This window comes from Streptomyces sp. NPDC059861, assembly GCF_042731435.1.
Taxonomy (GTDB): Bacteria; Actinomycetota; Actinomycetes; order Streptomycetales; family Streptomycetaceae; genus Streptomyces.
The window spans coordinates 19,056-36,551 of the sequence record NZ_JBHWJQ010000019.1 but is presented as its reverse complement, the minus strand read 5'-3'; the positions used below and the strand labels follow the sequence as shown (position 1 = coordinate 36,551).

The following is a 17,496-nucleotide window of genomic DNA, read 5'->3' as shown; positions in this document are numbered from 1 at the left end:
CGAACCCGAAAGTGGTAATGCCCCAGAGGTGTGCATGCTTGATCGAATTGCGGCGTCGCTGATCAGCCGATTGATCCACACCGATCGTGAATTCCTTCACGAATTCGGGGGCGTTTCACACGTAAAACAGCGAGGGCCCCGCCGAGCGGGGCCCTCGCTGTGATTACTCCGATGGGGTGACGTCAGGGCAGCACCGCGGTCGACTGCGGCGTGGTGGGCCAGGTCATACGGATCAGGCCGCCGTGCTGCCCGGCGGTCACCTCGACGTCGTCGACGAGGCCGCTGATGACAGCGAGGCCCATCTCGTCCTCCTCGGTCTCCGCGTCGGGGTCGTCGGCGGCTGCGCCGGATGTCCGGACCCCGGTAGGAGCATGCGGCGCCTCGTCGCCGACCTCGATGGAGAACTGTTTCTCCTCCTCGATCAGCGCCACCTTCACCGGCGCCGTGATCCCGCTGAGCTGATGCAGCCCGACGGCACGTGAGCAGGCCTCACCGACGGCGAGCCGGACCTCGTCGAGGACGGCCTCGTCCACCCCGGCCCTGCGTGCCACCGCCGCCGCCACCAGCCGGGCGGTCCTGACGTGCTCGGGCAGCGCGCTGAAGCGGAGTTCGACGGTGGCCATGCATCCCCCTCTGAGCTACGGGCGTGCTCGGGGTCCGGGCCCCCGAAAGCCCGGACCCCCTCTACGAATCTGCCGCCCCGGGCACAGGGCCCGGGCGCGGTGATCAGTCGGTGGCCGCCACCGCTTCCTCGACCGAGGTGTGAATCGGGAACACCTTGGTGAGGCCGGTGATGCGGAAGATCTTCAAAATGCGCTCCTGGTTGCAGACCAGGCGCAGCGAGCCCTCATGGGCACGCACCCGCTTCAGTCCGCCGACCAGCACGCCGAGCCCGGTGGAGTCGAGGAAGTCCACGCCCTCCATGTCGACGACGAGGTGGAAACTGCCGTCGTTCACCAGCTCGACCAGCTGCTCGCGCAGCTTTGGCGCGGTATATACGTCGATTTCGCCACCGACCCTGACGATCGTGCGATCGCCGATGGTCTCGGTCGACAGAGACAGGTCCACGGATCCTCCAGCACCTTGCTATCGAGCGGTCGTCCTTGGGACATCTCGGCAGATCCCCCTGGACGGTTCGCCAGCCGCGATGGCATTCAATCACTTACCGGCAGGCGTGCACGACGCCTTGGTCCCATTGTCCGTCAAGCCGGTGACACACTCGGTGCCGATGGCCAAGAATCACCGATCCGATCGATCCCCGACGGACACCGCATCCCGCCCCGCTCCGGGCACGGTCCTGGACCGGCTCGCCTCGGGACCGAACAGGGCTTCGCGCATCACTCATACGGAGCACTTGCCCCCGCGCGCCGGTCGGCATGCAGTCTGGCCGGACCGGATCCGATCCGAGGTCATCGCCGCGGTACAGGCCGCCGGCATCGAACACCCCTGGGCCCATCAGGCACGGGCCGCCGAACACGCGCTGGACGGCCAGTCCGTGGTCGTCGCCACCGGCACGGCGTCCGGCAAGTCCCTGGCGTATCTGGTCCCGGTCTTCTCGACGCTGATGGACGGCGCCGAGGCCCCGAACGGGCGCGGCGCCACCGCCCTGTACCTGGCCCCCACCAAGGCCCTCGCGGCCGACCAGTGCCGAGCCGTGAAGGAACTTTCACATCCGCTGGGCCAATCGGTGAGGCCGGCGGTCTACGACGGCGACACTCCGTTCGAGGAGCGCGAGTGGATCCGCCAGTACGCCACGTACGTCCTGACCAACCCCGACATGCTGCACCGGGGCATATTGCCGTCCCACCCCCGTTGGGCCTCCTTCCTGAAGTCGCTGAAGTACGTCGTCATCGACGAGTGCCACACCTACCGCGGCGTCTTCGGCTCGCACGTCGCCCAGGTACTGCGCCGCCTGCGCCGCCTCTGCGCCCGCTACGGCTCCTCCCCGGTCTTCCTGCTGGCCTCCGCTACCGCCGCAGAGCCTGCCGTCGCCGCGCGCCGCCTCACCGGCCTCCCGGTCGTTGAGGTCGCCGACGACGCCTCCCCGCGCGGGGAACTGGTCTTCGCCCTCTGGGAGCCCCCGCTCACCGAACTCCAGGGCGAGAAGGGCGCCCCCGTCCGCCGTACCGCCACCGCCGAGACCGCCGACCTCCTGACCGACCTCACCCTCCAGAACGTCCGTACGGTCGCCTTCGTGCGCTCCCGGCGTGCCGCCGAGCTGATCTCGGTGATCACCCAGGAACGGCTCGCGGAGATCGACCGCTCCCTGCCCCGGCGCGTCGCCGCCTATCGCGGCGGCTACCTCCCCGAGGAGCGCCGCGCGCTGGAACGGGCCCTGCACTCCGGCGAACTCCTCGCGCTGGCCGCCACCACCGCCCTGGAGCTGGGCGTCGACGTCTCCGGCCTGGACGCGGTCGTCATCGCCGGATACCCGGGCACGCGCGCGTCCCTGTGGCAGCAGGCGGGCCGGGCCGGCCGCTCCGGTCAGGGCGCGCTGGCCGTCCTGGTGGCCCGTGACGACCCGCTGGACACCTTCCTGGTCCATCATCCGGAGGCCCTGTTCGACCAGCCGGTGGAGTCGACCGTCCTCGATCCCGACAACCCGTACGTCCTCGCGCCCCACCTCTGCGCGGCCGCCGAGGAGCTTCCCCTGGTCGAGGACGACCTGGAGTTGTTCGGCCCCGCCAGCGCGGGGCTGCTCCCGCAGCTGGAGGCCGCGAAGCTGCTGCGCCGGCGCACGAAGGCCTGGCACTGGACCCGCCGGGAGCGGGCCGCCGACCTGGCCGACATCCGGGGTGAGGGCGGCAGGCCGATCCAGATCGTGGAGGCCGGCACCGGACGCCTCCTGGGCACGGTCGACGCGGGCGCCGCGCACACGTCCGTCCACGAGGGCGCGGTCCACCTCCACCAGGGCCGCACGTACCTCGTGCGCTCCCTCGACCTGGACGACTCGGTCGCCCTGGTCGAGGAGGCCAGCCCGCCGTACTCCACGGTGGCCCGCGACACCACGTCGATCTCCGTCCTGGAGACGGACGTCGAAGTGCCCTGGGGCCACGGCCGCCTCTGCTACGGCTCCGTGGAGGTCACCAACCAGGTCGTCTCCTTCCTGCGCCGCCGCCTCATCACCGGCGAGGTACTGGGCGAGACCAAACTCGACCTCCCTCCCCGGACGCTGCGCACGCGCGCGGTGTGGTGGACGGTCACCGAGGACCAGCTGGACGAGGCCCGCATCAGCCCGGAGATCCTCGGCGGCGCCCTGCACGCCGCCGAGCACGCGTCGATCGGCATGCTGCCCCTCTTCGCGACCTGCGACCGCTGGGACATCGGAGGCGTGTCGATCCCGCTGCATCCCGACACGCTCCTCCCGACCGTCTTCGTCTACGACGGCCACCCGGGCGGCGCGGGCTTCGCGGAACGCGCCTTCCACACCGCCAAGGCCTGGCTCACCGCCACCCGTGAGGCGATCGCGTCCTGCGAGTGCGACAGCGGCTGCCCGTCCTGCATCCAGTCCCCCAAGTGCGGCAACGGCAACGAGCCGCTGCACAAGCGGGGGGCCGTGCGGCTGCTCACGGTGCTGTTGCGGGGGGCGCCGGAGGAGAAGCTGGCGGGTGCGGAAGGGGCCCGGAGGGGGCGGGAGGGGACCCTGAAGGGGCGGTGAAGGAGCCGGAGGGGGCGGGAGGGGACCCTGAAGGGGCGGTGAAGGAGCCGGAGGGGGCGGGAGGGCACTCTGAGGGGGCGGTGGAGGAGCCGGAGGGGGCCCAGGTGCGGTCAGAGGGGCTCAAGGTGGACCTGGAGGGGACCCCGCGAGCCCTGCGCAGCCGCAGCCCCGAGAGGCGCCCGAGGGGCCACGGGAGGAATCGGATCCGCTGCCTCCGCAGGGCCCGCCCGCGCCCTGACCTCCACCGTGAAGGGCCCCCTTCCCGACGCGGCCGTCACGTCGGAGACCTCGCCCACGATGGCGCACCGCACCAGGCGCGTGCCCTGGTCCCGTGCCGCCCGTTCCGCCCGGGCACAGGCCGCCCCGGGGCCCTCCGCCCAGTGATCCGCCGCCGCGAGCGCCGCGAGGTCCGCGCCGCCTGCCGCGCGGTGCCGGGACACGGCGGCCTGTCCCAGGGCGAGCAGGACGCCGAACACGACACACAGGACGGCGATCGCACCGACGCTCCACACGGTGGCGGATCCGCGATCCCCGTCACCGCCCCTCATCCGCCCGCCGCCACCGGGCCTACCGGCTCCGCCCCTCACCGGAGCGCCCCCACCGGGCCTACCGGCTCCGCCCCTCACCGAGCCGCCCCCACCTGGCGCACCGGCTCCGCCCCTCACCGGCCCGCCCCCACCGGGCCTACCGGCTCCGCCCCTCACCGGCCCGCCCCCACCTGACCCGCCACCTCCGCCCCACACCGGCCCGCCTCCACCTGGCGCACCGCCACCGCGCCCGTCACCTCCCGTCACCGGCCCGCCTCCCTCTGCCCCGTCGCCACCGTCTCCTCGGCGAGCGCGACGGCCTCCTCCCGCAGCTCGTACGAGAGCCGGCCCAGCGCAGGTGCCCTGGCCACGACGACGACCCGGACCCGATCGCCGTCCCGGTCGAGCGTTACCTTCGCGCCGCGCGGGGCCACCTCGCGGGTCACCTCCACCACCGCGTCGTGCGGGTCCTGGCGGGCCGCCGCGCGGGCGCCCGTCCGGGCCGCGTCCACGCACTGGATCTGCGCGGCCACCACGAGCAGCGCCCAGACCAGCCCCATCGCGAACGTCACCAGCACGGGCAGCACCAACGCCGCCTCCGCCGTCACGAACCCACGGTCCGCGCCCCGCCCCCACCACCTACATCCGCGCATCGAGGGCTTCCTTCACGATGCTCTGCAGCTCCGCGCTGACCTGCCCGCTCGTCACGACCTTGTAGAGCAGCACCGCGAAGGCCGCCGCCGCGACGATCCCCACCGCGTACTCGGAGGTGACCATCCCGGCCTCCTTCCGCGTGCCGCGCATCCGCCACACCAGAGCACGCGCGCGTGCCCGTACCGCCTTGCACATCTCAACCCCCGTGAGGTTCCGTTCCATCTGTCCGTTCGTCGGCCTCAAGCTGTTCGCCCATAGCCGTTCGCCTCAAGCCGTTCGTCCCTGTGCCAACCGCGCTCGCGCGCCCTCGGCCGCTCCTCAGCCGCCACCCCCTCCCAGCACCCCTCCCGCCAGCCCGATCACCACGGGCAGCACACCGACCGCGATGAAAGCGGGGAGAAAGCACAGGCCCACGGGCGCGGTGACCAACACCGCCGCACGCCGTGCCCGTACGGTGGCGGCGCGAGCCCAGTCGGCGCGGGCGTCCGCGGCGATCCGCGCGACCGGTGCGGCCGCGGGGAGTCCGGACACGTCGGCCCGTTCCAGCAGTCGCGCCAGCGCGTCGGCGCCCGGTGCGGCGGCCAACCCGCGCCATGCCGCCGCCGGTTCACCGCCGAGCCGTACTTCCGCCGCCCCGCGCGCCAGCGCCTCTCCCACCGGACCACCCAAGGCCTCGCCCACCGCCTGCGCGGCGATCACAGGACCGGCGCCGGCCGCGATGCAGGCAGCCACGAGATCGGCGGCGAGCGGCAGTTGCCGGGCCGCCTCACGCAGGTCGAGTGCCTCACCCGCGGCCGCCACCGCTGACTGCCGCCGGCTCCGACGCCACAGCCCGACCGCGGCGGCCAGGCCCAGGACGAGACCCACGCCGCCGCCGACGAGCACCCACCCGGCGCCGACCCCGGCGACCGTCGGCCACCAGCGCCGTACCACCTCCGCGACCTCGAAGCGCGGCCCCTCGGCAATGGTTCGGCGGCCCAGCAACTCGGCCAGCCGCTTCCGCGCCCGGCGTTCCCGCCGTATGCCGACCGCCCGGTGCACGAGCCACGCCAGGGCGAGCGCAACACCCAGGGCCACCCCCAGCCTGTGGACGACTTCCGTGTTCACGCCGCCTCAGCTCCCCTCACGATCCGCAGCGCCCACCACAGCCCCACGCCCTCCAGCACCCCGCCGACCAGCAGGCAGCCCAGCCCCGCGCCGGTATGCAGCAGCACGTGCAGCGGGTCGGCGCCGAGCGCGGTGCCGAGGACGATCCCCAGGGCCGGAAGCGCGGCGAGCATCACGGCCGTGGAGCGCGAGCCGGCCAACTGGGCCCGGAACTCCGCACGCTGGTCGCGCTCCGCCCGCAGGGCCGCCTCCAGCCGGTCGAGGCCGGCCGCGAGGCCCGCGCCCCGGTCGACCGCGACCCGCCAGCACGCCGCGAGTCCCAGCAGCCCGTCGGCGCCCGGCTGCCGTGCCGCCACCGCGAGCGCACCCGGTACATCACCGCCGAACCGCGCCGCCGCCAGCACCGACGCCTGTGCCTCACCGAGCCCTCCGGCGTCCCACGCGGCCCGCAGCAGAGCCTCTCCCGGTTGCCGTCCGGCCCGTACCTCCCCGGCGAGCGCCGAGCACAGCGCGATCACCGCGTCGCCTCGCCGCTCCCGCGCCCGCCGTGCCTCCCCGGCCAGCCGCACCCGCCGCAGCACCGGCATCCCGGCCGCCCCCGCGACGATCGGCAGCACCGACGACCCCAGCACCCCGAGCACCACCCCGGCGACCGGCGCCCACCACTCGGCCCGCAGCCGCCGACGGATCCGCCGTAACTCACCGCTCCAGCGCCGCCAAACAAGAGGCCCACTGCCCGCCACCCCGCCTCCGGCCAGCAGCAGTTGCGCCCGCCGGGCGCCCGAATGCCATCCGCCCAAGAGCCAAGCGGCCGCCCCGGCACACACCAGGGCCGCGCTCATCGCCGTCTCACCCATCCCGCTCACCACTCCCCCACGGCAGTCGCCGCTCGTCCTGCACACACCCGTGCTCGCCCTCGACCGCGTCCGGACCCGCCTCGCCCCCACCGCAGAGCAACGCCCGCAACCGCCCCCATCCCCGCTCCCGCACAAAGGCCTCCGTGCCCCACCGCAGGGCCGGCACCGTCCGCACCAGCCCCGAGGCATCCCGCTCCAGCACATGCACCTCCGCGATCCGCCGCCGCCCGTTCCGGTCCCGCGCCAGGTGCAGCACGACCGACAGCGCCGCCGCCAACTGGCTGTGCAGAGCCGCCCGGTCGAGCCCGGCCGCCGTACCGAGGGCCTCCAGGCGGGCGGGGACGTCCGCGGCGGCGTTGGCGTGGACGGTCCCGCAGCCGCCTTCGTGACCGGTGTTCAGGGCGGCCAGCAGATGCACCACCTCCGCACCGCGCACCTCACCGACCACCAGCCGGTCGGGCCGCATCCGCAGCGCCTGCCGGACCAGGTCCTCCAGCGTCACGAGCCCGGCGCCCTCCTGGTTGGCGGGCCGGGTCTCCAGGCGCACCACGTGCGGATGGTCGGGGCGCAGCTCCGCCGAGTCCTCCGCGAGCACGATCCGCTCGTCCGGCCCGACCAGGCCCAGCAGCGCACTCAGCAAGGTCGTCTTGCCGGTGCCGGTGCCCCCGCTGATCAGGAAGGACAACCGCGCCTCCAGCAGCGCCCGGAGCACCCGGTCCCCGCCCGGCGGGACCGTGCCCGCCGCCACCAGCTCGCCGAGTGTGAACGCGCGGGGGCGTACGACGCGCAGCGACAGGCAGGTGCTGCCGACTGCGACGGGTGGTAGCACCGCGTGCAGCCGGGTGCCGTCCGGCAGCCTGGCGTCGACCCAGGGCCGGGCGTCGTCCAGACGCCGCCCGGCGACGGCGGCCAGGCGCTGCGCGAGGCGCCGTACGGCCGCCGCGTCCGGGAAGGACACGGACGTGAGCTCCAGGCCGCCGCCCCGGTCCACCCACACCCGGTCCGGCGCCGGGACCAGCACGTCGGTCACCGACGGATCGGCGAGCAGCGGCTCCAGTGGCCCGCTGCCGACCAGCTCGGACCGCAACTGCTCGGCCGCGCCCAGGACTTCCGCGTCGCCCAGCACCCGGCCCTGCTCCCGCAGTGCCTGGGCCACGCGCGCGGGTGTGGGCTCGGCGCCGCTCTCCGCCAGCCACTGCCGCACGCCGTCCAGCAGGGAGCCCGCGAAGGTGCTCATGCCGCACCCGCCTCGACCAGCGCCCGGTCCCAGAACTCCCGGCAGAACCGGGCCAGCGGGCCGCGCCCGCCCGCACCGGGCGGCGTCCCGCCCTCGGCCGGGCGCTGCAATCCGGACTCCACGGGCAGCTCGCCTGCCAGGGGCAGGCCGAGCAGCCGAGCCACCTCGCGGTCGTCGAGACCGCACGCGTACGGCCCGCGGACCGCCACGCGTAGATCGCGCACGACCATGCCGACCGCGGACGCCACCCGCCCGGCCGCCGCGACCGCGCGCAGTTCGGCGGGGACCACGAGGAGCCCGATGTCGAGCTGGGCGAGGGCCTCGGCGCTCCCGTCGTCGATCCGGCGCGGCAGGTCGACCACGACCGCGCCGCCCCGGCGCCGGGCGGCGGCCAGCACCGCCCGTACCGCCTGGGGCGGGACGGCGACGCAGTCGCCGCGGTCCCAGCTGAGCACCCTCAGCGAGTGCAGCTCGGGGAGGGACTCCTCCAGGGCGCCGCTGCCGACCCGGCCGCGGGAGGCCGCGAAGGCGGGCCAGCGCAGGCCCTCGGCGGTCTCGCCGCCGAGGAGCACGTCCAGTCCGCCGCCCAGCGGATCGGCGTCCACGAGCAGGGTGCGCAGTCCCTCACGCGCGGAGGTGACGGCGAGCGCGCAGGCCAGCGTGGACGCACCGGCGCCGCCCCGGCCGCCGATCACGCCGACGGTGAGCGCGGGCCGGCCCACGCCCTCGGCGACGTCGGCGATCCGGTCGACCAGCCACTGCTCGCCGTCGGGCAGCATCAGGACATGATCGGCGCCGATCTGGACGGCGCGTTTCCACACCCCGGGGTCGTCCTGGTCGCGGCCGACCAGCACCACTCCTCGTCTGCGCGCGGCCCCGCGCACGCGCCGCGCGGCGTCGTCGCCGACCAGGACCAGCGGCGCGGCCTCCCAGCCTCCGCTGCGGTCCGGCACGGTGTGGTGGACCTCCGGTGTGGCTCCGGCCGCCGCGCACAGGCGCAGCAGATCGTCGAGCAGTTCGGCGTCCTCGGTGACGATCAGCGGTCGGCTCTGCCGTCCTCCGGCGGCGGACTGCGGATCGTGTGTGACGGTTCCGGCCACGGTTTGCTTCCCCCTTCGCTGCTTGTGCCTCGCGCTCGCGCAGCCCCTGCGGCCCCGCGATTCGCATACATGTGAAGAACCGGCAACCGGCCTCCATATGAACGGCCGACGCAATCCGGCCATGCGCGCCCGGCAATCAGAACGGCCAGGAACTCGCCGCGAGCGGGCCGCGCAGGAATCACGGTGCAGCGATCCGGGAAATCGTGTGGATCTTGGTCGATAACTGTGGACAACTCGATGGTTGTGAATATCGCTGTCACCCATACCGGTGACCCCGGCACCATCTCCTGTGCGAGTTCCGCAGAGCAGTCCGACGACTACGCACCGTGACTGATCGAGGACATGCGAAAGAGGCGGCCGCAGCCGCCTCGATGCGGCTTCACGGCCGCGAAAAGAGGGGAAAAACCCACCCGGACATGCGACGACCCCCGCCGGGGGGGAGAGCGGGGGTCGTCCCCACGGCCGACTCGGGGGGGGAGGAGTCGGACCGGGTTAGCACGGTCGCGAACGATCCGTGACTTCCATGGTGTACCCGAGAGCCCTCTCAGGCAAACCCACACGCTCGAGCTTACGCCGAATGGGCTGCCCCTATGCTCTGGGTCGTGGAAAACCACTCGATGCCCCGCACAGCGGCCTTCTTTGACCTGGACAAGACGGTCATTGCGAAGTCGAGCACGCTCACCTTCAGCAAGTCGTTCTACCAGGGCGGTCTGATCAACCGCCGCGCCGTGCTGCGCACCGCGTATGCCCAGTTCGTCTTCCTCGCGGGTGGCTCCGACCACGAGCAGATCGAACGCATGCGCGCGTACCTGTCGGCGCTGTGCCGCGGGTGGAACGTACAGCAGGTCAAGGAGATCGTCGCCGAGACGCTGCACGACATCATCGACCCGATCATCTACGACGAGGCCGCGTCCCTCATCGAGGAGCACCACATCGCCGGCCGTGATGTGGTGATTGTGTCCACGTCAGGCGCAGAAGTGGTCGAGCCGATCGGCGAGCTGCTCGGCGCGGACCGCGTGGTGGCGACCCGCATGGTCGTCGGTGACGACGGCTGCTTCACGGGCGAGGTGGAGTACTACGCCTACGGCCCCACGAAGGCGGAGGCGATCCGGGAGCTGGCCGAGTCCGAGGGATACGACCTTTCACGCTGCTACGCCTACAGCGATTCGGCGACAGATCTTCCGATGCTGGAGTCGGTGGGAAATCCGCACGCGGTGAATCCCGATCGCACACTGCGCCGTGAGGCACTCGCGCGCGGATGGCCGATTCTTGATTTCCACCGTCCGGTCAGACTCAAGCAGCGGTTGCCCGCGTTCTCCGTACCGCCGCGTCCGGCTCTGGTCGCGGCGGCGGCCATAGGTGCCGCCGCGGCCACCGCCGGCCTTGTCTGGTACGCGAATCGGCGCCGGGTGGCGACCGCTTGACCTGCTGCACCTTGATGCCCGAACCGCTTCAGAATATCGGCAACCGCTCCCCACATCGTTGAATTCACAAGTAAAGAAGTAGGGCCAGAGCTTCCGCTTGTCCCTCACGTGGAGTACAAAGGAGACAACGGCCCGCGAGACCAAGGACATCCGAGAGGATCACCTTTTAAACGCATTCGGCCACACGGACCGAGCATGAACACCAGGCACCCACGCGACGTCGACCCGTCGATTACGGGCCAGCCGCACCAGGTGACGGGCAAAGATCCCCACCTGATGGGCAACATTTCGAGGACGCTTGGTAACCGGGTGCGCATGCCAGCGGCGGTACGACAACTCGTACCGCCGCAACCCTGTTCAGGCCGCCCCGCGCTGAAGCGCCTCGCACACCGCCGTCGACTCGCGCGCCCCCAGCTCCACCGCCCGGCCGCAGTGCGCGATCCACGCCGCCATGCCCTCGGGGGTGCCGGAGAGATAGCCCTCGAACGCCGCCAGATAGGCCGTGCGGCCCAGTTCGGCGTGCCCCACCTCGGCCGGACAGACCGACTTCGGGTCGAGGCCGCTGCCGACCAGCACGATCCGCTCGGCCGTGCGTGCCACCAGGCCGTTGTGGGAGACGAACGGGCGCAGTGCGAGCAGCTCGCCGTGCACGACGGCGGCCATGACCAGCGCGGGCGCCGAGCTTCCCGCGATGATCAGCCCGGACAGCCCCTCCAGCCGCCCGGACACCTCGTCGGCGCCCGGCAGCGGCTGCTCGACCAGCGGCTCCTCGACCGGTTCACCCTGCTGCCGGGGCCGCCCCACCTGGTCGGCCTTGTCCGCCGCCGCCACCAGATGCAGCCGGGCCAGCACCCGCAGCGGTGACTGCCGCCAGATCGACAGCAACTGGCCCGCCTCGGCGCTCAGCCGGAGCGCGGCGCCCACGGCCCGCGCCCCGTCGTCGCCGCTGAAGTCGGTGCGCCGGCGCACCTCTTCGAGGGCCCAGTCCGCACCGGACAGCGCGGCGGAACCTCGGGCCGCGCGCAGCGCCGCCTCGGAGGTGATCTCGTTGCTGCGCCGGCGCATGATCCGGTGACCGTAGACCCGGTCCACGGCCTTGCGCACGGACTCCACGGATTCGGCCACACCGGGCAGCGAGCCCAGGGCGGCGAGCGGATCGGCGGTAGCGCCTGTCGTACTCATGAGTACGACCCTACGCACCCACCGTGGAAACCCCACGAAGGAGTGGTCTTCTTCACGCAAAGCAAGGTCCCGTACCGAGCACCACTACGCTTGATGAACATGAAAATTGCTTTCGTCGGCAAGGGCGGCAGCGGAAAGACGACCCTGTCCTCCCTGTTCATCCGCCATCTCGCGGCCGTCGGCGCCCCGGTCGTCGCGGTCGACGCCGACATCAACCAGCATCTGGGCACCGCGCTCGGCCTCGACGAGCCGGAGTCCGCCGGGCTGCCCGCGATGGGCGACCGGCTGGCGCTGATCAAGGACTACCTGCGCGGCACCAACCCGCGCATCGACTCCGCCGAGTCGATGATCAAGACCACGCCCCCCGGTGAGGGCTCGCGGCTCCTGCGGGTACGCGAGGAAAATCCGGTCTACGACGCCTGCGCCCGGCCGGTGGAACTCGACGGCGGGACCGTCCGTTTGATGGTCACCGGCCCCTTCACGGACGCCGACCTCGGGGTCGCCTGCTACCACTCCAAGACCGGAGCGGTGGAGCTGTGCCTGAACCACCTGGTGGACGGGCCCGACGAGTACGTCGTGGTGGACATGACGGCGGGTTCGGACTCCTTCGCCTCCGGCATGTTCACCCGCTTCGACGTCACGTTCCTCGTCGCCGAGCCGACCCGGAAGGGGATCTCCGTCTACCGCCAGTACAAGGAGTACGCCCGCGACTTCGGCGTCGAGCTGAAGGTCGTCGGCAACAAGGTGCAGGGCCAGGACGACCTCGACTACCTCCGCGCCGAAGTCGGGGACGACCTGCTCGTGACGGTCGGGCACTCCGACTGGGTACGCGCCATGGAGAAGGGCCGGCCGCCCCGGTTCGAGCAGTTGGAGGACGTCAACCGCCGCGCCCTGGACGTGTTGCGGACGACCGCGGACGCGACGTACGAACGACGCGACTGGGAGCGCTACACCCGCCAGATGGTCCACTTCCACCTGAAGAACGCCCAGTCCTGGGCCAACGAACGGCACGGGGCCGACCTGGCCGCCCAGGTCGACCCCGACTTCGTTCTCAGCGAGGGCGTCGTCGCCCCCGCCTGACGAGGCCTAGATTCGGTCCGCCGGCGCCCCGGGCGCACCCTTCGGGGCCGGGGCGGGGCGGGCGGACAGGTAGGACTCCCAGCCCTGCTTCGGAGCCTCGCCGACCTTCAGCGTGCGCAGCTTCGCGAGGATCTTCGGGTCCTGGGCGTCCAGCCAGTCGACCAACTGGCGGAACGACACGCAGCGCACCTCGGGCTTGGTGCACACCTGCTCCACCACGTCCTCGATGGCGCGCATGTACGTGCCGCCGTTCCAGGACTCGAAGTGGTTGCCGATGATCAGCGGCGCGCGGTTGCCGTCGTACGCCCGCTGGAAGCCCTGGAGCAGGCCGTCGCGCATCTGGTTGCCCCAGTACTCGTACTTGTCGGGGTCGCCCTGGGTGTTGGTGCCCGACTGGTTGACCATGAAGTTGTAGTCCATGGTCAGCTGCTCGTAGTTGTGCCCGGGGAAGGGCACCAGCTGCATGGACAGATCCCACAGGCCCTCCTTCTTGCCGGGCCACACCTGGTTGTTGACGCCGCTCGTGTCGTAGCGGAAGCCCAGTTCCCGGGCGGCCTTGCGGAAGTTGGCCTGGCCCTCCAGACAGGGGGTGCGGGCGCCGATGAGTTCCCGGTCGTAGTCGAAGGGCAGCGGGGCGGCGTCCGTCATGCCGCTGTTGGTCTTCCAGGACTTCACGAACTGCTTGGCCTGGGTGATCTCGTCCTTCCACTCCGCCACCGACCACTGCCCGACACCGCCCTCGGGGCCGCAGAAGTGGCCGTTGAAGTGGGTGCCGACCTCATTGCCCTCCAGCCACGCCAGCCGCAGTTGCTTCACGGTGTCGGCGATGCCCTGCCGGTCGTTGAAGCCGATGTCGGAGCGGCCCGGTGAGTGCTGCGGCGGCCTGTAGAGGTCGCGCTTCTCCTCGGGCAGCAGATACACACCGCTGAGGAAGTACGTCATGGTGGCGTTGTTGGCCTTGGCCACCTCGCGGAAGTGGGAGAACAGCCGCTGGCTGTCCTCGCCCGCCCCGTCCCAGGAGAACACCACGAACTGGGGCGGTCTCTGACCGGGCTTCAGCCGCTCCGGGCGGGACAGATGGGGCTGCGCGCCGGTGAACGCGGTGGAGCCGTCCCCGATCAGCCGGACCGCGCTCTTGGGTGCCGGCGCACCCTGCGGGCCGGAGACATCTCCTTGCGAACGGTCGGAGCCGGTCCCGCAGCCGGCGAGTGACAGGGCACAGACCGCGGCGCCCATGGCGCCCGCGGCGATCCTCTGGGTGGCGGCCATCCCGCCCACCTTCCTTCTCCAGTCGATGAGTCGGCAGCGCGGTCAAGGTCGCACGGGACCGAGAAGGAATTAGTACGACAAGCCGATGAAATGGCCACATCACACTCCGGAGTGATTGGTTAACCCATTTGCCCGGAAAATCCATGCTCGTCCTTTACTCTGCATTACGATTCGTTTACTGAAAGTTGCTGATCCCGCCGCTGCACGCCGTGACCCACGGCCGCGACCCCCCACCCCGCCCCGGCGGGGGACCACTTGTCCCCGCGACCGCGCTGCCCCGGAGGAGACGGGAAAACATGTCAGCCTGCGTCCCCACTCGCGCCCCCGACCCCCACCGACCCAAGCAAGTCCACCCACCCCACAGTCCGCCGCCCGACCGGCGCTTCCGGTTCCGTATCGCCGGATCCGACGTGTCGGCCTCCCTCTCCGTCTTCCTGATCGCACTGCCGCTGTCCCTGGGCATCGCGCTCGCCACCGGCGCGCCGCTCCAGGCCGGGCTCGTCGCCGCGGCCGTGGGCGGTCTGGTCGCCGGCCGGCTCGGCGGCTCCCCGCTCCAGGTGAGCGGCCCGGCGGCCGGCCTCACGGTCGTCACCGCCGACCTCATCCATCGCTACGGATGGCGTACGACCTGCGCGATCACCGTCCTCGCCGGGCTCGCCCAGCTCGGGCTGGGCTGCCTGCGCGTGGCCCGCTCCGCGCTCGCCGTCAGCCCCGCGATCGTCCACGGCATGCTGGCCGGCATCGGTGTCACCATCGCCGTCGCCCAGTTGCACATCGTGCTCGGCGGCACCCCGCAGAGCGCCGTCCTGGACAATCTGCGCGCGCTGCCCGCACAGCTGGCCCACCTGCATCCGGCCGCCGTCACGACGAGCGCGCTGACGCTCGCCCTGCTGCTGGCCTGGCCCCGGCTGCCCGGCCGGGCGGGCCGCCTGCTGCGCAAGGCGCCGGCCGCGCTCGTCGCCGTCGCCGGCGCCACCGCGGCGGCCTCGCTGGTCGGCCTCACCCTGCCCAAGGTCGAGCTGCCCAACTGGAGCAGCCATGCCCTGGCCGGGCTGCCCGAGGGCCCCGTGCTCGGCCTGGTCGCGGCCGTGCTCACCACCACGCTGGTGTGCAGCGTGCAGTCGCTGCTCGGCGCGGTCGCCGTCGACAAGATGGCCGCGGCCCGGCCCGGCCTGGCCGCCCGCGTCCCGCGTTCCGACCTGGACCGCGAACTGCTCGGTCAGGGCGCCGCCAACATCGTCTCCGGCGGGCTCGGCGGGCTGCCGGTCGCCGGCGTGGCGGTGCGCAGTTCCGCGAACGTGCAAGCCGGCGCCCTGAGCCGGAACTCCACGATGCTGCACGGCGTTCTCGTAGTGATCGCCGCGCTGCTGATGGTGTCGGTCCTGGAGCTCATCCCCCTTGCCTCACTGGCCGCCCTGGTGATGGCCGTCGGCATCCAGATGGTGTCGCTGAACCACATCCGCACGGTGACCCGCCACCGTGAGGTGCTGGTCTACGTGGTCACCACCCTCGGCGTGGTGCTCCTCGGCGTCCTGGAGGGCGTGGCGCTCGGGATCGCCGTGGCCGTCGGCGTCGCCCTGCACCGCCTCACCCGCACCCGGATCACCCATGAAGTGACGGAGGGAGTCCATCACGTACAGGTACGAGGCCAGTTGACCTTCCTCGCGGTGCCACGGCTCAGCCGGGCCCTGCATCTCGTTCCCCAAGGGGCCGACGTCCTGGTCGAGCTGGACGGCTCGTTCATGGACCACGCGGCCTACGAGACGCTGCAGGACTGGCAGAACACCCACACCGCGACGGGCGGCGCCGTCGAGCTGACCGGCCGCCGCGCCGGTGTCCGCATCGCCGAGCCCATGAGCATCCCCGGTCGCCACGGGGACGTCTGGGCCGATGACCCGGACCCCGCCGGCGGTTGCCGCTGCAGCCCGTGGACACCGTGGCGCAACCATCAGTGCGAGGTGCAACCCACGCTGCTCGAAGCACCGATGGGTGCCCGGCGGCATGGAGAGCCGGACAGTTCCGGTGGCCCGGCGCTTGCCACGGGCTCGGTGAGCTCGGAACGGGCCAAGGGCTTCGTGGGCTGGAAGGCGTCCGCGAGCACCGAGCACTCCAAGGGGCTCGCGAGCTGGAAGGCCTCCGCGAGCAGCGAGGGCGCCAAGGCCTTCGTGGGCTGGAAGAGGTCCGCGCGCACGGAGGGCCCCTTGAGTTCCGTGAGCTGGAACGGTTCCGTGGGACCGGAGGGCTCTGCGGTCCGAGAGCGCTCCGGGGTCCGAGAGGGCTCAGCGGTCCCAGTAGGCTCAGCGGTCCCAGAAGGCTCCGCGGTCCGAGAGGGCATGCCAGGCCTGGGCGGCTTCGCGGCTCCGCAGAGCTCCGCAGGTCCGGGCGGCTCCACTGCACCCGAGGGCTTCGCAGGTCCAGAAGGCTCCGCAGGCCCAGGGGGCTCCGCAGGACCGAACGACTCCGCTGCCCCGCAGGGCTCCGCAGGCCCATACGCCTGCTCCACTGCTCCAGAGGGCTCCGCGGCCCCGGAGGGTCCCGCAACCCCGGACGGCCCCGCAAACCCCCACACCCCCACCGACCCCCTCACCGATACTTCCGGCAACCACCAACTGGCCCGAGGCATCAGCGCGTTCCAGAGCAACACGGCCCCGCTGGTCAGAGGCGAACTCGCGCGGCTGGCCCGCGAGGGGCAGCGTCCCGATCAGCTGTTCCTCACCTGCGCCGACTCCCGCCTGGTCACCTCGATGATCACTTCCAGTGGTCCGGGCGACCTGTTCGTGGTGCGCAACGTCGGCAACCTGGTGCCACGGCCGGGCGAGGAGAGCGGCGACGACTCGGTGGCGGCGGCGATCGAGTACGCGGTGGACGTGCTGAAGGTGCGGTCCATCACCGTGTGCGGCCACTCGGGATGCGGAGCCATGCAGGCGCTGCTCGACTCCGAGCCGGGCACCGCCCGCACACCCCTGCGGCGATGGCTGCGGCACGGACAGCCCAGCCTGGAGCGCATCGCCGGTGACGGCCGGTCCTGGCCCCGGTTGGCCGGCCGGCCACCCACCGACGTGGCCGAGCAGCTGTGCCTGACCAACGTCGTGCAGCAACTGGAGCACCTGCGCGCTCACGAGTCGGTGTCCCGGGCGCTGCGCGAGGACGCGCTGGAGCTGCACGGGATGTACTTCCACGTCGGGGAGGCGCAGTCGTATCTGCTCACCGACACGGCTGACGGGCTCGTGTTCGACACCGTCCGCGCGGCGGGCCTGTCCGCCTGAGCGGAGCCCGGACCGCCCATCCGTGCCGCGTGCACGGGTGGGCGGTCCGGGATGTGAGGGGTGCAACACGGCTGAACCGGCTCCGGGCGCCGTCCGTGGGAAGGGATGACCGGGTGCGTAAACGGTCCGGAGCCC

General features: G+C 72.2%; 15 protein-coding genes. 4 read left to right on the top strand and 11 right to left on the bottom strand.

Annotated features, from left to right (window positions below):
• Positions 1–182: 182 nt before the first annotated feature.
• Together ACFV6X_RS18450 and bldG are read right to left on the bottom strand one after the other, a co-directional pair.
• A complete protein-coding gene (locus ACFV6X_RS18450; protein WP_385384575.1) occupies positions 183–623 on the bottom strand; it encodes an ATP-binding protein in 441 nt (146 codons plus the stop codon).
• 103 nt (positions 624–726) lie between these two features.
• A complete protein-coding gene (gene bldG / locus ACFV6X_RS18445; protein WP_024885807.1) occupies positions 727–1,068 on the bottom strand; it encodes an anti-sigma factor antagonist BldG in 342 nt (113 codons plus the stop codon).
• Between the two features lie 79 nt (positions 1,069–1,147).
• Here bldG and ACFV6X_RS18440 point away from each other — a divergent pair, with 79 nt between their 5' ends.
• Entirely contained in the window at positions 1,148–3,658 is a 2,511-nt protein-coding gene (locus ACFV6X_RS18440) for a DEAD/DEAH box helicase (RefSeq protein WP_385384572.1), read from the top strand.
• A 110-nt stretch (positions 3,659–3,768) separates the two neighbouring features.
• Here ACFV6X_RS18440 and ACFV6X_RS18435 read toward each other — a convergent pair whose 3' ends face one another.
• The 7 genes from ACFV6X_RS18435 to ssd all read right to left on the bottom strand — a co-directional run bounded on the left by ACFV6X_RS18435 (position 3,769) and on the right by ssd (position 9,140).
• A complete protein-coding gene (locus tag ACFV6X_RS18435; RefSeq protein ID WP_385384569.1) occupies positions 3,769–4,206 on the bottom strand; it encodes an Rv3654c family TadE-like protein in 438 nt (145 codons plus the stop codon).
• 242 nt (positions 4,207–4,448) lie between these two features.
• Positions 4,449–4,838, bottom strand: coding sequence for a TadE family type IV pilus minor pilin (locus ACFV6X_RS18430; RefSeq protein ID WP_385384566.1), 390 nt, complete (start codon positions 4,836–4,838; stop codon positions 4,449–4,451).
• Positions 4,825–5,034, bottom strand: coding sequence for a DUF4244 domain-containing protein (locus ACFV6X_RS18425; protein WP_365450396.1), 210 nt, complete (start codon positions 5,032–5,034; stop codon positions 4,825–4,827). Before ACFV6X_RS18425 ends, ACFV6X_RS18430 begins: the two co-directional genes overlap by 14 nt.
• A 123-nt stretch (positions 5,035–5,157) precedes the next feature.
• A complete protein-coding gene (locus ACFV6X_RS18420) occupies positions 5,158–5,946 on the bottom strand; it encodes a type II secretion system F family protein (protein WP_385384563.1) in 789 nt (262 codons plus the stop codon).
• Positions 5,943–6,803, bottom strand: a complete 861-nt coding sequence (locus ACFV6X_RS18415) for a type II secretion system F family protein (protein ID WP_385384560.1) — start codon at positions 6,801–6,803, stop codon at positions 5,943–5,945. Before ACFV6X_RS18415 ends, ACFV6X_RS18420 begins: the two co-directional genes overlap by 4 nt.
• A complete protein-coding gene (locus ACFV6X_RS18410) occupies positions 6,796–8,040 on the bottom strand; it encodes a TadA family conjugal transfer-associated ATPase (RefSeq protein WP_385384557.1) in 1,245 nt (414 codons plus the stop codon). The genes ACFV6X_RS18415 and ACFV6X_RS18410 overlap by 8 nt, the downstream gene beginning before the upstream one ends.
• Positions 8,037–9,140, bottom strand: coding sequence for a septum site-determining protein Ssd (gene ssd, locus ACFV6X_RS18405; RefSeq protein ID WP_385384554.1), 1,104 nt, complete (start codon positions 9,138–9,140; stop codon positions 8,037–8,039). The genes ACFV6X_RS18410 and ssd overlap by 4 nt, the downstream gene beginning before the upstream one ends.
• A 590-nt stretch (positions 9,141–9,730) precedes the next feature.
• On the opposite strand from ssd, the gene ACFV6X_RS18400 reads away from it, so the two are divergent.
• Complete coding sequence (locus ACFV6X_RS18400; RefSeq protein WP_385384552.1) at positions 9,731–10,564, top strand: HAD family hydrolase; 834 nt, start codon at positions 9,731–9,733, stop codon at positions 10,562–10,564.
• Positions 10,565–10,921: 357 nt separating this feature from the next.
• Here ACFV6X_RS18400 and ACFV6X_RS18395 read toward each other — a convergent pair whose 3' ends face one another.
• On the bottom strand, positions 10,922–11,746 hold the full coding sequence (locus tag ACFV6X_RS18395; RefSeq protein ID WP_385384549.1) for an oxidoreductase: 825 nt from the start codon (positions 11,744–11,746) through the stop codon (positions 10,922–10,924).
• Positions 11,747–11,845: 99 nt separating this feature from the next.
• On the opposite strand from ACFV6X_RS18395, the gene ACFV6X_RS18390 reads away from it, so the two are divergent.
• Positions 11,846–12,826 carry an ATP-binding protein gene (locus ACFV6X_RS18390; RefSeq protein ID WP_385384546.1) on the top strand — a complete coding sequence of 327 codons (981 nt, stop codon included), beginning with the start codon at positions 11,846–11,848 and terminating at the stop codon, positions 12,824–12,826.
• Between the two features lie 6 nt (positions 12,827–12,832).
• Here ACFV6X_RS18390 and ACFV6X_RS18385 read toward each other — a convergent pair whose 3' ends face one another.
• Complete coding sequence (locus ACFV6X_RS18385) at positions 12,833–14,095, bottom strand: hypothetical protein (RefSeq protein WP_385384544.1); 1,263 nt, start codon at positions 14,093–14,095, stop codon at positions 12,833–12,835.
• 410 nt (positions 14,096–14,505) lie between these two features.
• On the opposite strand from ACFV6X_RS18385, the gene ACFV6X_RS18380 reads away from it, so the two are divergent.
• The gene (locus ACFV6X_RS18380) at positions 14,506–17,361 is read left to right on the top strand and encodes a SulP family inorganic anion transporter (RefSeq protein WP_385384541.1); all 2,856 of its coding nucleotides are present in this window, start codon (positions 14,506–14,508) and stop codon (positions 17,359–17,361) included.
• Positions 17,362–17,496: the final 135 nt, after the last annotated feature.

Bases quoted from the DNA above. Each gene is read 5' to 3' on its own strand.
- ACFV6X_RS18435 (WP_385384569.1), bottom strand. From the start codon at position 4,206: ATGAGGGGCGGTGACGGGGATCGCGGATCCGCCACCGTGTGGAGCGTC.
- ACFV6X_RS18430 (WP_385384566.1), bottom strand. From the start codon at position 4,838: ATGCGCGGATGTAGGTGGTGGGGGCGGGGCGCGGACCGTGGGTTCGTG.
- ACFV6X_RS18450 (WP_385384575.1), bottom strand. From the start codon at position 623: ATGGCCACCGTCGAACTCCGCTTCAGCGCGCTGCCCGAGCACGTCAGG.
- ACFV6X_RS18400 (WP_385384552.1), top strand. From the start codon at position 9,731: ATGCTCTGGGTCGTGGAAAACCACTCGATGCCCCGCACAGCGGCCTTC.
- ACFV6X_RS18395 (WP_385384549.1), bottom strand. From the start codon at position 11,746: ATGAGTACGACAGGCGCTACCGCCGATCCGCTCGCCGCCCTGGGCTCG.
- ACFV6X_RS18440 (WP_385384572.1), top strand. From the start codon at position 1,148: ATGGCATTCAATCACTTACCGGCAGGCGTGCACGACGCCTTGGTCCCA.
- ACFV6X_RS18385 (WP_385384544.1), bottom strand. From the start codon at position 14,095: ATGGCCGCCACCCAGAGGATCGCCGCGGGCGCCATGGGCGCCGCGGTC.
- ACFV6X_RS18410 (WP_385384557.1), bottom strand. From the start codon at position 8,040: ATGAGCACCTTCGCGGGCTCCCTGCTGGACGGCGTGCGGCAGTGGCTG.
- ACFV6X_RS18390 (WP_385384546.1), top strand. From the start codon at position 11,846: ATGAAAATTGCTTTCGTCGGCAAGGGCGGCAGCGGAAAGACGACCCTG.
- ACFV6X_RS18415 (WP_385384560.1), bottom strand. From the start codon at position 6,803: ATGGGTGAGACGGCGATGAGCGCGGCCCTGGTGTGTGCCGGGGCGGCC.
- ACFV6X_RS18425 (WP_365450396.1), bottom strand. From the start codon at position 5,034: ATGTGCAAGGCGGTACGGGCACGCGCGCGTGCTCTGGTGTGGCGGATG.